A 12,970-nucleotide genomic window follows, 5' to 3' on the forward strand; every position below is an offset into this window, starting at 1 on the left:
GGCCGCCCTCTGGCTAGACAGCTCGCGACCCTTCATCGGCAGAGCCCTTAGCTGCCTACCGTTCGTCTGAGCGTCGGCGTCAAGGCGGCTGAGCGCATCGGTCATTGAATCCGACGCTGCCGTGCCTAAGGTGGGAGCTCGACATTTTCCCCTGCACAGCGGTTCGAGGACGTCATGACCCAAGCTTTGATATTCGATGCGTTACGCACGCCCCGTGGCAAAGGCAAGGCCGATGGCGCCTTGCACAGCGTGAAACCGGTGAACCTGGCCGCGGGCCTGTTGCGGGCCCTGCAGCAGCGCTGCGAGCTGGACACCAGCCAGGTGGACGACGTGGTCCTGGGCTGTGTGACGCCCATCGGTGATCAGGGCGCCGATATCGCCAAGACCGCGGTCCAGGCTGCGGATTGGGACGTAAGCGTGGCCGGGGTGCAGATCAATCGCTTCTGCGCTTCCGGGTTGGAAGCGGTCAACCTGGGGGCGATGAAGGTGCGTTCCGGGTTCGAGGAACTGGTGGTGGTTGGCGGCGTCGAGTCCATGTCGCGGGTGCCCATGGGCAGCGACGGCGGGGCCTGGGTGCTGGACCCGGAGACCAACCTGCACAGCCATTTCACCCCCCAGGGGATTGGCGCCGACCTGATCGCGACCCTGGAAGGCTTCTCCCGGGAGGACGTCGACCGCTTTGCCCTGCACTCCCAGCAGAAGGCCGCCCGCGCCCGGGCTGGCGGGGCCTTTGCCAAATCCCTGGTGCCGGTGCAGGACCAGAACGGCATCGTGCTGCTGGACCATGACGAGTTCATTCGCGCCGATTCGACCCTGGAGGGCCTGGGCAAGCTCAAGCCGAGTTTCGAGATGATGGGGCAGATGGGCTTCGATGCCACGGCGCTACGGGTCTACAGCCATGTGGAGCGGATCGACCATGTGCACACCCCCGGCAACAGCTCGGGCATCGTCGACGGCGCGGCGCTGATGCTGATCGGCTCCGAAGCCAAGGGCCGCGAGCTGGGGCTCAAGCCCCGGGCGCGGATCGTGGCCACGGCGGTCACCAGCACCGACCCCACCATCATGCTCACCGGCCCGGCGCCGGCCACCCGCAAGGCCCTGGCCAAGGCCGGGCTGCGGGTCGAGGACATCGACCTGTTCGAAGTCAATGAAGCCTTCGCCTCGGTGGTGCTCAAGTTCATCAAGGACATGGCCATCGACCCGGCCAAGGTCAATGTCAACGGCGGCTCCATCGCCATGGGCCACCCGCTGGGGGCCACCGGCTGCGCGATCCTCGGCACCTTGCTCGATGAGCTGGAAACCCGGCGCCAGCGCTATGGCCTGGCGACCCTCTGTGTCGGCGGCGGCATGGGTATCGCCACCATCATCGAACGCCTCTGAGCCCCGACTTCAAGGAATCCCTTTCATGACCGATGCCATCCGTTACGAAAAAGGCCAGGACCAGATCGTCGTCCTGACCATCGATATGCCGGGCCAGAGCGCCAACACCATGAATGCCCTGTACCGCGACGCCATGGCCGGTGCCGTGGCGCGCTTGCAGGCCGAGCAGGAATCGATTGCCGGGGTGATCATCACCTCGGCGAAAAAGACCTTCTTCGCCGGCGGTGACCTCAATGAGCTGATCAAGGTCGGCAGACCCGAGGCCAAGGCTTTCTACGACATGGTGCTGGCCCTCAAGGGCCAGCTGCGAGCCCTGGAAACCCTGGGCAAGCCGGTGGTCGCTGCAATCAATGGCGCGGCCCTGGGCGGCGGCTGGGAAATCTGCCTGGCCTGCCATCATCGCGTTGCCCTGGACGACAAATCGGTACAGGTCGGCCTGCCGGAAGTCACCCTGGGCCTGTTGCCCGGCGGCGGCGGGGTGGTGCGCATGGTGCGCATGCTGGGCCTGGAAAAGGCTCTGCCCTATTTGCTGGAAGGCAAGAAAGTGCGCCCGCAGCAGGCGTTGCAAGCAGGCCTGATCGATGCCCTGGCGACGGACCGCGACGACTTGCTGGCCAAGGCTCGGGCCTGGATCCTCGCCAACCCGGGCGCGCAGCAGCCCTGGGATGTGCGCGGCTACCAGATCCCTGGTGGCACGCCGTCGAACCCGAAGGTTGCGCAAATGCTGGCCATCGCCCCATCGATTCTGCGGACCAAGACCCAGGGTTGCTTCCCCGCGCCGGAAAAGATCCTCTGCGCTGCCGTCGAAGGCGCCCAGGTGGATTTCGACACCGCGCAACTGATCGAGACCCGTTACTTCACCGAGCTGACCACAGGCCAGGTGGCGAAGAACATGATCGGCACCTTCTGGTTCCAGCTCAACCAGATCAATGCCGGCAGCTCACGGCAACAGGGCGTGCCGCCGCAAGTCACGAAAAAGCTCGGGGTGCTTGGCGCCGGCATGATGGGCGCGGGCATTGCCTATGTCAGTGCGGTGGCGGGTATCGAGGTGGTGCTCAAGGACATCAGCCCCGAGGCGGCCGAGAAGGGCAAGGCCCACTCGGCGGCGCTGCTGGAGAAAAAGGTGGCTCGCGGGCAGTTGAGCCGCGAGCAGCGGGACGCCACCCTGGCGCGGATCCGCACCACCGCCGAGGATGCCGACCTGGCCGGTTGCGACCTGATCATCGAGGCGGTGTTCGAGGATCGCGAGCTCAAGGCCAAGGTCTCCCGGGCTGCGCAGCAGGTGGTCGGCGGTGACGCGGTGATCGCCTCCAACACTTCGACCCTGCCCATCACCAGCCTGGCTGCGGCGGTGCCGAACCCGGACAAGTTCATCGGCCTGCATTTCTTCAGCCCGGTGGAAAAAATGCCCCTGGTGGAAATCATCAAGGGGGCGAAAACCAGCGATGAAACCCTGGCCCGCGGCTTCGACTTTGTCTTGCAGATCAAGAAGACCCCGATCGTGGTCAATGACAGCCGTGGCTTCTTCACTTCCCGGGTGTTCGGCACTTTTACCAACGAAGGCATCGCCATGCTCGGCGAGGGCATCGCGGCGCCGATGATCGAGACCGAAGCGCGCAAGGCCGGGATGCCGGTGGGGCCGCTGGCAATTTCCGACGAGGTTTCCCTGAGCCTGATGAGCCATATCCGCCAGCAGACCGCCAAGGACCTGCAGGCCGAGGGCAAGCCGGCCATCGAACATCCGGCATTTGCCGTGATCGACCTGCTGCTTAACGAATACAAGCGCCCGGGCAAGGCGGCCGGTGGCGGTTTCTACGATTATCCGGCCGGTGCCCAGAAACATTTGTGGCCGCAGTTGCGCACGCGCTTCTACAAGGCCGACGGGCAGATCTCGCCCCAGGATGTGCGGGATCGCCTGCTCTTCGTCCAGGCCATCGAGACCGTGCGTTGTGTGGAGGAGGGAGTGTTGCACTCCACGGCGGACGCCAACATCGGCTCGATCTTCGGTATCGGCTTTGCCGCCTGGAGCGGGGGCGCCCTGCAGTTCATCAATCAGTACGGGGTACAGGATTTCGTCGCCCGTGCGCAGTACCTGGCCGAGCAATATGGCGAACGTTTCCGGCCGCCGACGCTGCTTCTGGAAAAGGCTCGCCTGGGCCAGTTGTTCTGACACTGACAGGCGCTCAATGAGCTGATCCGGGGCTTGCCTTGCCGTGGTATTTCAAGGCAGGCTCTGGACTGTTCATTATTGCCATCGCCTTGTCAGGAATTTTTTATGTCGCTACGCATCTGCATTCTTGAAACCGATATCCTGCGCCCCGAACTGGTCGATCAATATCAGGGTTACGGGCAGATGTTCCAGCGCCTGTTTTCCCAGCAGCCCATCGCTGCCCAATTCAGCGTCTACAACGTGGTCCAGGGGGAGTACCCCAGCGATGACCTGGAATTCGACGCCTATCTGGTGACGGGCAGCAAGGCCGACTCGTTCGGTACCGATCCCTGGATCCAGACCCTCAAGACCTACCTGCTGGGGCGCTACGAGCGTGGCGACAAGCTGTTGGGCATCTGCTTCGGCCATCAGTTGCTGGCATTGCTGCTGGGGGGCAAGAGCGAGCGCGCGAGCCAGGGCTGGGGTGTCGGTACCCACAGCTACAAGCTGGCGGCCAAGGCGCCGTGGATGAGCCCGGTGGTGGAGGAGCTGACGCTGCTGATCAGCCATCAGGACCAGGTTACCGCCTTGCCGGAGAACGCCACGGTGATCGCCTCCAGCGATTTCTGCCCGTTCGCGGCCTACCATATCAATGATCAGGTGCTGTGCTTCCAGGGCCACCCCGAGTTCATCCACGACTATTCCCGCGCCTTGCTGGACCTGCGCCAGGAGTTTCTCGGCGAGCAGATCTACCAGAAGGGCGTGGCCAGCCTTGAGCACGACCATCACGGCACCACTGTGGCGGAGTGGATGATGCGTTTCGTTGCTCACAAGCCCGAGGCTGCCTGAACCCGGCCGCGGCCCTGCCGCAAGGCGCAGGGCCGTGGCCCCTTCAGAGCCAGCCGGAACGCTTGAAGCTGGCCCAGAGGCCGACACAACCCACGCTGATAAAACCCAGGACGCCAAAGTAGCCGTAGTGCCAACTCAGCTCCGGCATGTTCTGGAAGTTCATCCCGTAGATCCCCGCCACCGCCGTCGGAAACGCCAGGATCGCGGCCCAGGCGGCGAACTTGCGTTGCACGATGCTTTGCCGTGAAGCCTCCAGCAGTACGCCGATCTCGATGGTCTGGCTGGCGATATCGCGCAGGGTCGAGAGGTCTTCCATCTGCCGGGTGACGTGAATCTGCACATCCCGGAAGTACGGCCGCATGTTCTTGTCGATAAAGGGAAAGCTGAGCTTCTGCAGCTCTTCGCTGATCTCCACCATGGGCGCTACATGCCGGCGCAGGCGCAGCACGTCGCGGCGCAGGCCGTGCAGGTGCTGGATGTCCCGTTCGTTCAGCGAGTCGCAGAGGACGTTGCGTTCCAGCTCGTCGATTTCCGCGTGGATGGCTTCGCTGACCGGCTGGTAGTTCTCGGTAACGAAGTCCAGCAGGGCATAGAGCACGAAGTCTTCACCGTGCTCCAGCAGCAGCGGGCGCGCCTCGCAGCGCTGGCGCACGTAGCCATAGGAGGCCGAGTGCCCGTTGCGCGCGGTGATGATGTAGCCGTTGCCGGCAAAGATGTGGGTTTCGATGAACTCCAGCTTGCCCTGCTCGCGCACCGGCGAATAGGTGACGATGAATAGCGCGTCGCCGAAGGTTTCCAGCTTCGGCCGGCTGTGCTTTTCCAGGGCATCCTCGATGGCCAGTTCATGCAGGTTGAACTGACGCTGCAGGTTGGCCAGCTCGTGGGCGTTGGGTTCCTCCAGGCCGATCCAGACGAAGTGGCCGGGCTTGGCGGCCCAGGCGGCCCCTTCGTCGAGGCTGATATCCGTGACTTTCTTTCCGCCGCTGTAGACGGCGGCAGCAACAACTCTACCCATGGTTCCGGTTCACTTCTTCTTATCAAGGGGGCGGTGACAGATCAGGTGCAGCTTAGCCTGCAATGCTCCATCAGAGTCACTGGCCGCGAGGGAGTTCGCGGACAAATAAAAGCCCGCGCAAGGCGGGCTTTTTGTGGCGCCGGGGTCAGGCGGCCTGCAGCTGGCGGTCCATGCTGGCGATGCATTCGCGCATCTGTTCGCGGCACTGGGCGATCAGCTGGGGCATGTCGTCCAGGGTCAGCCCGGCCGTGGGGATGGCGGGCAGCGAGCGGATCAGGATTTTGCCGCTGTTCCAGCGATCCAGGCGCATGTGCTTGATGTAGCTGCTGACGCACACCGGGACTATGGGCACGCCTGCGGCGATGGCCATCTGGAATGCACCTTTCTTGAAGGGCAGCAGCTCTTCCCCGAGGTTGCGGGTGCCTTCCGGGAAGACCCAGATCGAGGTGTCCTTGTGCTGCAAGGTGTGGGTGGTGGTGAGCATCGAGCGCCGGGCCTTGTACGGGTTGCCACGGTCGATCAGCACGTTGCCTGCCAGCCAGAACAGCTGGCCGAACAGCGGCACCCATTTCAGGCTCTTCTTGCCGATGCACACGGTCCTTCGCGGCACCACGTTGCCGAATACGAACAGGTCGTAGTTGGACTGGTGGTTGGCGATGATCACGCAGCCCTGGGGTTTGTCCATCAGCGGGCCGACCTCGGCCTTGACCCGCAGGCGCAGGATGCACATCGCCGGCCAGGCGTAGAGGCGGGCGCACAGACGGCTGTTGTCCGGGTTGAATGGGCGGCACAGGCCGAGCAGCAGGCCCAGGCTGCCTGCCAGGATAAAGTGCAAGCCCATCAACGACATACGAAGCAGATACAGCATCTAAACGGCCCACCCGGGGACAAAAGGTGGCGCAGTGTACGGATGTGCACTGTTTTCGGCAATTGCCGTTCTCAGGCTGGAGATGGGCGATGTTTAAGTACATGTTTCCAGCAATGACTGGCGATGGTGATCTAGAGCGGTCGCGGCTTGTTGCAAGGCAGGCAGTAAAAAGCCCGGCGCGAAGGCCGGGCTGGTTCAGGTAGCAAATCCGCGGGTTTCAGCCCAGGTGCTCCTGGTCCTGGATGATCGCGTTGTCCAGGGCATCCAGCAGTGCCTTGCGCACCTTCAGCTTGGTGTTCTTGTGCGCCACCATGTTGATCTTCTTCAACTGGCGTGCAGCGGCCAGGGCGGCGCCTTGCAGTTCATCGGGCGCTACCACCTTGTCGAGGAAGCCGGCATCTACTGCGCTTTGCGGGTCGAACATCTCGCCATTGATTACCGAGCGATGCAAGGCCGATCGACGCAGGCGGTCACGGGCCAGCTCGATACCCGCGTGGTGCATGGTCATGCCGATCTGCACTTCATTGAGGCCGATGCTGAAGGGGCCTTCGACACCGATGCGATAGTCGGCCGACAGCAGCAGGAACGCGCCCTTGGCCACCGCGTGCCCCGGGCAAGCGACGATCACCGGGTAGGGGTGGGACAGCAGGCGGCGGGCCAGGGTCGAACCCAGGGTTACCAGAGCCACGGCCTCCTTGGGGCCGGCTGTCATGACCTTGAGGTCGTAGCCGCCAGAGAGAATCCCCGGCTGGCCGGTGATGATCACCACCGCGCGATCGGCGGTAGCCTGATCCAGCGCCGCATTAAAGGCCGCAATCACGTCCGGGGAGATGGCATTGACCTTGCCATTGCTCAAGGTCAGGGTCGCGATACCGTCTTCGAGATGGTAGGAAATCAACTCACTCATGACGCAATTCCTTGTATTGAAGTGCTGCAGAAGTTACCCACCACGGTAGCTGCGGTAAAGCGCCATGACTGACTGGTGAGTCAGCCCCGAGGCCGCTAAGAGCCCTGCATCACACAGCGGGTAACGCATGGTTTCTTCTATAGGGTTGTGGGCAAGGCTGAAGAATGGCCGGTTTGCCTTATTGCATGGGGGGCTGCATTGCCCTTGGCCGGGGATCGAGCTTAAGCGCATGAAAATTCTGAAAAAAAAGTTTGCCATCTGAAAAGCTATCGACTACATTAGCGCGCCTCGACAGACTGAATCGGTTTGAAGAGATACGGTGAAGTGTCCGAGTGGCTTAAGGAGCACGCCTGGAAAGTGTGTATACAGGAAACTGTATCGAGAGTTCGAATCTCTCCTTCACCGCCACATTGTGAAAACACAAACCCCTGATTTTCCTAGAGAAAGTCGGGGGTTTGTGGTTTTTGGCGTCTGAAAAATGTACCGATGGAACGGGTAGGAGGAGTTGTGTTGGGTTGACCCGAGGCAGTCTGTAGCAGGCTCTGGTGCGTGCTCATTCGGCAAACCACGCACCAGCTACGCCTGAAGAGTTACCACTGGCCGCTTACGAGGCAGCCGACGATTTCCCAACCGCTGTATTCCCACCAGGAATATCGGCTATCGGAGCAGCTTCTGGCCAGGCTGGCCATCTGGATTTCGCCCGCTGCTTTTTGGGTTCCGAAAGGGGTGTCAGTAGAAGCTGTCACCTGATTGACGGTTTGCGGAGCCTTGATCGGGGTCGGATGTACGGAAGCGTTCGCGACAGTTGCGGTGAAAGCGATCGTCGCGGATACGGCCAGAGCAGTTATGGACTTTTTCATGTTCGAATCCTTTCAGTCATCTGACAAGCGGCTTATACCTGAGCCTGACCTGCCTTTATCAATAGCCTGAACAGATCGGGCGCTCGCATGGTGTGACGCCAGGAAAGCCTAGCACCGCGCTACTTCCCGCACAGTCGCTCAACGGCACTATTGACAAAGATATAAAAAACTGGGTTTTTTTAAGGTGGTGGCGGCTGGTGAAGTAACGAAGAGCTTGAGCACATGCTTCCAGGCTGGTCTTTAAAGCTTTAATGCCAGCTGTAGTAACCCGACGGTAACCGGTCCATTTTCAGCTGTTGCCTGCGGTCGGGAGGTGGAGCGATCCAGCGTCGCCCCTGGCATGTAGCCACTCGTCGGCGCCTGTCTTTTTTGAACAGCGGGTCGGCAAATGACTGTCTAGTCTGAAATGCCGTGACGAGCAGTATTTTCCAGGCAATCAGGAGCTTGCCGGTACTGGTCGGTTGTTGGAGGGAGCTGGGTATGAGGAGTCTTGCTTATATTGAAGACAACGGGGATGAGTTCCCAATCAACAACTTGGTGCGTTGCGGTCAGGCTGCATTCGAAGCAGAGGTTGAATCTTCTGGCACAGTTGTCAGCAAGAGAAAGGCGGCGGTGCCTGTAGCCAGTAACAAGATGTTTTTCCCCAGGGCGTTGCCGAAGAGAAGGTAACGCAGGATACAGGCGGCCCCGCTTTATGCGGGGCTTTTTATTGCCTGGAGGTTTTTCAGGGGAAAGATTGGCGAGGTCCCATTGTTTGCAAGGGAGCTTTTTGGGCTATTTGTTAAGATATTTTTTATTGGTTTAGGAATTTTCTTATCTCAATTTGTTATAAGTGGCGATATGTTCCTTATCCCGATTCAAACGGGGCTGCGCATCCAGCGATGATGCCTTTTATATGAAACGCGATAAGGAAATAAACGTGAAAGCCATTTTCAAACTCCTCGCATTGTCCACGCTTGTTGCCACCGCCGCAGGTTGCACCAGCTACAACATCAGCCAGCCATCTTCGCCAATCGACAGTCAGGTCAAGGCCGACCTGAAGGCGGATGTAGCAGTCGGCGAAGCGATTTCCGGTCAGTCGTCGGTCAACATTCTGTTTGGTTTCCTGAAGTTCGGTGGCGATAGCCAGTTTGCCGACGGTGTGGCTTACGGTGGTGACGGCGGTGGTGCACTGGGTGGCCTGGGCTTCGATCCGGTCAGTGCGGTCAAGTCCGCTGCGGCTTTCAAGGCAGTCAAATCTTCGGGCGCCGACCTGATCGTTGCTCCGCGTTATGAAGTGAGTGAAGAAAACTACTTCGTCTTCAAGAAAGTCTCGGTCACGGTCAAAGGCAATAAAGGCAGCATCCGCAGCATTCGTTGAGTGCAACTGCGTTCGAGCCTCTGTGGCGGAGATCGGGGCGTTGCACTGGTAACGTTCCAAGGCGTTGCCTGCCAGCGGCCCGGTCTGAACATTTTCGGTAAGGTGAGCTGAAGATGCCTCGGGATAGGTGAAGCTCAAGGTCTGTTGGTGTTGCTCCCACTGACAGGCTCTTTTCACATAATCTTCACATTTGCCTGAGTAGGCTCGAACCATCCGTTAAAAGCAGCATCCCTAGCCCGTTCCCCAGCGGGCTTTTTTTTGCGCGGGGATAAAACTCTTTTAAAATCAGCTGTCCAAGGCACCTGGGAGTAACCGGGTGCGGCCGCGATAGCTCGAATTGGGCCGCGTGGCGCTGGGCTTTCTTGTCAGTCCGACAGTCTTTCTTTGAGGTTCAAGTCATGCGTTTAACTTTACCTGCCCTGGTTGTGGGACTTCTGCTGGCTCAAGGCGCTATGGCCGGCGATGGCACTGCGGCCATTGGTGGCGGGCTTGGTGGGGCGTTGGGCAATGTGGTCGGGCAGAAACTTGGTGGCAGTACCGGGGCGGCAATCGGCGCGGGTGTTGCCGGTGCGGCAGGCAGTGCGGCCGGGGCGCGCAAAGGCAGCCGGGCCAAGGCGGCCATCGGTGGTGGCCTGGGTTCGGCCGGTGGCTCGCTGATCGGCAATCGCCTGGGCGGTAGCACCGGCTCGACCGTCGGTGCCGGTATCGGCGGCGCGGCCGGTGGCGCCCTGGGTAGCAGCATGGGTCACAAGAAGCGTCACTGATTCTGCCTTGCCTGAAGAAAACCCGGCCCTGCGCCGGGTTTTTTGTGTGGCTTGCCCCAGGCTTCGCCATACTCAAGGCTCTGAGTCCCGATGTTCAAGGAGACGATCATGCACCGCGAGACGCCAGGCCAGGCACAGCCCGCTTCCGACGAGCCGGAGGTGATCAACGACCCCGGGAATGAAGACCCCGGTTCATTGCAGGATGATGCGCGTGTACCTCTGCAAGAGGCGCCCAAAGGCGACAAAAGCCCGCCTGGTGCAGCCGACTAAGGCCCATAGCAACCGCCTTCCAGCCCCCCAGGTTGCTCCCGACCCAAGCCCGCCGCTATGCTGCTGAATCCTTTAATTGATGAATTGCCAAGAAGAACTGGCCGTACCTGAGCCGCTCCCTGGAATGTACTTTTGCTAACGGATCAGATGCGATGAATGCACAGTTGAATGATTTGGGACCGATCAAGGCCGTCATTTTCGACATGGACGGCTTGCTCCTGGACACCGAGGGCATCTACACCGAGATCACCCAGTTGATCGCCGAGCGTTATGGCCGCACCTACGATTGGACCATCAAGCAGAACATCATCGGCCGGGGAGCCGGCGACCTGGCGCGCTACGTGGTCCAGGCCCTGGACCTGCCCATCAGCGCCGAAGAGTTCCTGGTCATGCGCGAACCATTGATGCGTGAGCGCTTTCCCCGCGCCCAGGGCATGCCCGGGGCCCAAGAGCTGGTGCGGCACTTGAAGGAGCACCGGATCCCCATTGCCGTGGGGACCAGTTCGTCGCAGATGTCGTTCGGCGAGAAAACCACCCGCCATGGCGACTGGTTCGCGCTGTTCGACACCATCGTCACCGCCGACGATCCGGAAGTGACGGCGGCCAAGCCGGCGCCGGATATCTTCCTCACGGCTGCCCGTCGCCTGGGAGTGGCCCCCGCCGAGTGCCTGGTGTTCGAGGATTCGCCGTTTGGCGTGACCGCGGCCAGGGCCGCTGGCATGAGCGTGATCGCAGTGCCCGATCCGGCGATGGCCGATAGCAAGTTTGCCCACGCAGATGCGATCCTGCGATCGTTGAAGGCCTTTCAGCCCGCAGCGTGTGGCTTGCCCAGGCTGGATTGGCCAGCATAAACCCGTGCTTGCCCAGGCGCTGCGCTGGAGCTCCTGGGCCGTTCTAGCTTAATGGCTGCGTACTGCAGACAGGTCGATTTCCAGGGCCATGATGCTCAGCCCCTCACTGATCCTGGAGGGGCCGAGGCGCCGAATATTGAACTTTCTCTTGATCAGCAGCCGTGCGATCGCACTCGGCGAAACCGTCAGTAGTTTGCGTGCCCCCAGAGACTTGGCGTACTCGAAGGCTTCAAGCAGCAGCGACATTGAGTGGGAGGAAGAGTAGGCATTCAGAACATCGGTCTCTTTATCGAGCGATACAGCGGCGAACCTGGACAACTCCCAGACATGAGTTTGAGAGGGCGGCTGATCTGAACCCAGCAGGTCGGGAAATACTTCCGATAATAGATAAGGGCGGGTTGTGGGTAGCAGGCGTGCTGTCCCCACAATGGCGCCTGTTTCATCTTTGGCCGCGAGGTAAAGCGTGTCATCCCGGTCAAACTCGTCGAGTTCCAACTGATCGGGGCAATCCAATGGCCAGCCGAGCTTTTCCACAAATACCTTATAACGATAAGAAGCAATGTCCTGCTTTAGCTGCGAGCCTAATGCTTTACCATTTCCGGAAAAAATACGCATCATACATCCTCGGCGTTCAAGTCGAGCGTGATCGTAAATTAGCGAGTAAAGCCGGGTACCTACCATTATTGGTAGGTAGGTGGCTTTTTTTGCCGGGCAAAGGCTTTGCGGTATTAGTGCTGGTCGCCGGACAGGAGGTATGGGCAGCCGGCGCCAGCATGGCTCAAGAGCAGAAGAGTTCCTGAGACTGAGGTGCAAAAGGGGAAGGTGAAGGCAGAAAAAGTTTTCGGTTTGGGTTTGTCTTATTATTTTCTATTATTGTTATTTAGATCAGTAGTCCTGTGAGGAATGCTTGGACAACGGCAGCAGTTTTGTTGGCGGCGCTTAGTTTTAGAATGGAGTTCTTGATATGAAAGTTTACCGTGTTTTCTGAAATGGCCAGCAAGCAGGATATTTCAAATGAGGTCTTGCCGCTGCCGGTCCACTTTAGAACTTCTTTCTCACGGGAGGTCAGCTTAACTTCGTAGGGGTTGGCAAGACGTGTGCTGATCCGGTTTGAAAGTGTGATGTGAGCCACACTTACCAGCCAGCGCATTTTTATTTCGTTGGCATCCAGTTCCTGGCGGGTGATGGGTTGTGACGATCTGCTGAGTGATAGCATGCTGGCTGCACCGGCAGCATTGGTACTTGACTGTGACCATCCAACTTTTAGTCCAGCTGCCCGCGCTTCTTCCCAAAATACAGGTGCTTCGCGAAATACCGCGTCCTCCCATATGATCGGTGCCTGGGATTGTCTACCTTGTGCCACTATTGGATCAGTGGCCAGGTAGTTTTCAGTGTCGTAGCGCCTCTGCCATTGACGAGGATAGTTGTTGAACATCACGACTTTCTCCTCGGGAAAAATCACCTGTAGCCCGTAAGCACAGTACTCGAATTCAAGCGTTGTAGCCGCATCTTGAATTCGCTTGACTATTTGAGCTTCGGAAAGTTTCAGGTCCGTTATCATCAGTAAGTCATCTTGCCAGCTTTTCATAAATACCCTCCTTGTATAGTCATCTTTCGTATTGCGGTGACATCGAGTTGCGTCGCGAATCTGACCAGTTCTACGATGGAAATCAAGTTTATAAATATGAAACATGCGT

Annotated in this window: 13 protein-coding genes and 1 tRNA gene; 8 read left to right on the forward strand and 6 right to left on the reverse strand. The window is 59.7% G+C overall.

The window, feature by feature from the left end; translation table 11 throughout:
* Window positions 1-174: 174 nt before the first annotated feature.
* From ABCR88_RS09850 to ABCR88_RS09860, 3 genes are all read left to right on the forward strand, one after another.
* Entirely contained in the window at window positions 175-1,380 is a 1,206-nt protein-coding gene (locus ABCR88_RS09850) for an acetyl-CoA C-acetyltransferase (protein ID WP_011060156.1), read from the forward strand.
* Window positions 1,381-1,405: 25 nt separating this feature from the next.
* Window positions 1,406-3,550, forward strand: a complete 2,145-nt coding sequence (locus ABCR88_RS09855) for a 3-hydroxyacyl-CoA dehydrogenase NAD-binding domain-containing protein (RefSeq protein ID WP_350023786.1) — start codon at window positions 1,406-1,408, stop codon at window positions 3,548-3,550.
* 105 nt (window positions 3,551-3,655) lie between these two features.
* A complete protein-coding gene (locus ABCR88_RS09860; protein ID WP_015634730.1) occupies window positions 3,656-4,378 on the forward strand; it encodes an amidotransferase in 723 nt (240 codons plus the stop codon).
* Window positions 4,379-4,421: 43 nt separating this feature from the next.
* Here ABCR88_RS09860 and ABCR88_RS09865 read toward each other — a convergent pair whose 3' ends face one another.
* The 3 genes from ABCR88_RS09865 to ABCR88_RS09875 form a co-directional block, all read right to left on the reverse strand.
* Window positions 4,422-5,393, reverse strand: a complete 972-nt coding sequence (locus ABCR88_RS09865; protein WP_019093266.1) for a magnesium and cobalt transport protein CorA — start codon at window positions 5,391-5,393, stop codon at window positions 4,422-4,424.
* 145 nt (window positions 5,394-5,538) lie between these two features.
* The gene (locus ABCR88_RS09870) at window positions 5,539-6,261 is read right to left on the reverse strand and encodes a 1-acylglycerol-3-phosphate O-acyltransferase (protein WP_041116832.1); all 723 of its coding nucleotides are present in this window, start codon (window positions 6,259-6,261) and stop codon (window positions 5,539-5,541) included.
* A 217-nt stretch (window positions 6,262-6,478) separates the two neighbouring features.
* Entirely contained in the window at window positions 6,479-7,168 is a 690-nt protein-coding gene (locus ABCR88_RS09875) for a crotonase/enoyl-CoA hydratase family protein (protein WP_011060161.1), read from the reverse strand.
* Window positions 7,169-7,486: 318 nt separating this feature from the next.
* On the opposite strand from ABCR88_RS09875, the gene ABCR88_RS09880 reads away from it, so the two are divergent.
* Window positions 7,487-7,576: transfer RNA gene (locus ABCR88_RS09880), tRNA-Ser, on the forward strand.
* A gap of 182 nt (window positions 7,577-7,758) precedes the next feature.
* On the opposite strand, the gene ABCR88_RS09885 is transcribed toward ABCR88_RS09880, so the two are convergent.
* Window positions 7,759-8,028, reverse strand: a complete 270-nt coding sequence (locus tag ABCR88_RS09885) for a hypothetical protein (RefSeq protein ID WP_077933625.1) — start codon at window positions 8,026-8,028, stop codon at window positions 7,759-7,761.
* A 919-nt stretch (window positions 8,029-8,947) separates the two neighbouring features.
* On the opposite strand from ABCR88_RS09885, the gene ABCR88_RS09890 reads away from it, so the two are divergent.
* From ABCR88_RS09890 to ABCR88_RS09905, 4 genes are all read left to right on the forward strand, one after another.
* Window positions 8,948-9,388, forward strand: a complete 441-nt coding sequence (locus ABCR88_RS09890) for a hypothetical protein (protein WP_041116840.1) — start codon at window positions 8,948-8,950, stop codon at window positions 9,386-9,388.
* A gap of 398 nt (window positions 9,389-9,786) precedes the next feature.
* Window positions 9,787-10,152 (forward strand): glycine zipper domain-containing protein, encoded by a 366-nt coding sequence (locus ABCR88_RS09895; RefSeq protein ID WP_015634733.1) that lies wholly within the window; start codon window positions 9,787-9,789, stop codon window positions 10,150-10,152.
* Between the two features lie 90 nt (window positions 10,153-10,242).
* Window positions 10,243-10,422, forward strand: a complete 180-nt coding sequence (locus tag ABCR88_RS09900; protein ID WP_350023789.1) for a hypothetical protein — start codon at window positions 10,243-10,245, stop codon at window positions 10,420-10,422.
* A gap of 152 nt (window positions 10,423-10,574) precedes the next feature.
* Window positions 10,575-11,273 carry an HAD-IA family hydrolase gene (locus ABCR88_RS09905; RefSeq protein WP_350404473.1) on the forward strand — a complete coding sequence of 233 codons (699 nt, stop codon included), beginning with the start codon at window positions 10,575-10,577 and terminating at the stop codon, window positions 11,271-11,273.
* Between the two features lie 48 nt (window positions 11,274-11,321).
* Here ABCR88_RS09905 and ABCR88_RS09910 read toward each other — a convergent pair whose 3' ends face one another.
* Both ABCR88_RS09910 and ABCR88_RS09915 read right to left on the reverse strand, forming a co-directional pair.
* On the reverse strand, window positions 11,322-11,888 hold the full coding sequence (locus ABCR88_RS09910) for an acyl-homoserine-lactone synthase (protein WP_047285471.1): 567 nt from the start codon (window positions 11,886-11,888) through the stop codon (window positions 11,322-11,324).
* A 265-nt stretch (window positions 11,889-12,153) separates the two neighbouring features.
* Window positions 12,154-12,861 carry an autoinducer binding domain-containing protein gene (locus ABCR88_RS09915; protein WP_047336118.1) on the reverse strand — a complete coding sequence of 236 codons (708 nt, stop codon included), beginning with the start codon at window positions 12,859-12,861 and terminating at the stop codon, window positions 12,154-12,156.
* Between the last annotated feature and the right edge of the window lie 109 nt (window positions 12,862-12,970).

The organism is Pseudomonas sp. W17 (genome assembly GCF_040268305.1).
GTDB classification, from domain to species: Bacteria; Pseudomonadota; Gammaproteobacteria; order Pseudomonadales; family Pseudomonadaceae; genus Aquipseudomonas; species Aquipseudomonas protegens.

What these genes read in the sequence shown, in the direction of transcription:
- ABCR88_RS09850 (WP_011060156.1), top strand. Translation starts at nt 175, where the DNA reads ATGACCCAAGCTTTGATATTCGATGCGTTACGCACGCCCCGTGGCAAA.
- ABCR88_RS09855 (WP_350023786.1), top strand. Translation starts at nt 1,406, where the DNA reads ATGACCGATGCCATCCGTTACGAAAAAGGCCAGGACCAGATCGTCGTC.
- ABCR88_RS09860 (WP_015634730.1), top strand. Translation starts at nt 3,656, where the DNA reads ATGTCGCTACGCATCTGCATTCTTGAAACCGATATCCTGCGCCCCGAA.
- ABCR88_RS09865 (WP_019093266.1), bottom strand. Translation starts at nt 5,393, where the DNA reads ATGGGTAGAGTTGTTGCTGCCGCCGTCTACAGCGGCGGAAAGAAAGTC.
- ABCR88_RS09870 (WP_041116832.1), bottom strand. Translation starts at nt 6,261, where the DNA reads ATGCTGTATCTGCTTCGTATGTCGTTGATGGGCTTGCACTTTATCCTG.
- ABCR88_RS09875 (WP_011060161.1), bottom strand. Translation starts at nt 7,168, where the DNA reads ATGAGTGAGTTGATTTCCTACCATCTCGAAGACGGTATCGCGACCCTG.
- ABCR88_RS09885 (WP_077933625.1), bottom strand. Translation starts at nt 8,028, where the DNA reads ATGAAAAAGTCCATAACTGCTCTGGCCGTATCCGCGACGATCGCTTTC.
- ABCR88_RS09895 (WP_015634733.1), top strand. Translation starts at nt 9,787, where the DNA reads ATGCGTTTAACTTTACCTGCCCTGGTTGTGGGACTTCTGCTGGCTCAA.
- ABCR88_RS09900 (WP_350023789.1), top strand. Translation starts at nt 10,243, where the DNA reads ATGTTCAAGGAGACGATCATGCACCGCGAGACGCCAGGCCAGGCACAG.
- ABCR88_RS09905 (WP_350404473.1), top strand. Translation starts at nt 10,575, where the DNA reads ATGAATGCACAGTTGAATGATTTGGGACCGATCAAGGCCGTCATTTTC.
- ABCR88_RS09910 (WP_047285471.1), bottom strand. Translation starts at nt 11,888, where the DNA reads ATGCGTATTTTTTCCGGAAATGGTAAAGCATTAGGCTCGCAGCTAAAG.
- ABCR88_RS09915 (WP_047336118.1), bottom strand. Translation starts at nt 12,861, where the DNA reads ATGAAAAGCTGGCAAGATGACTTACTGATGATAACGGACCTGAAACTT.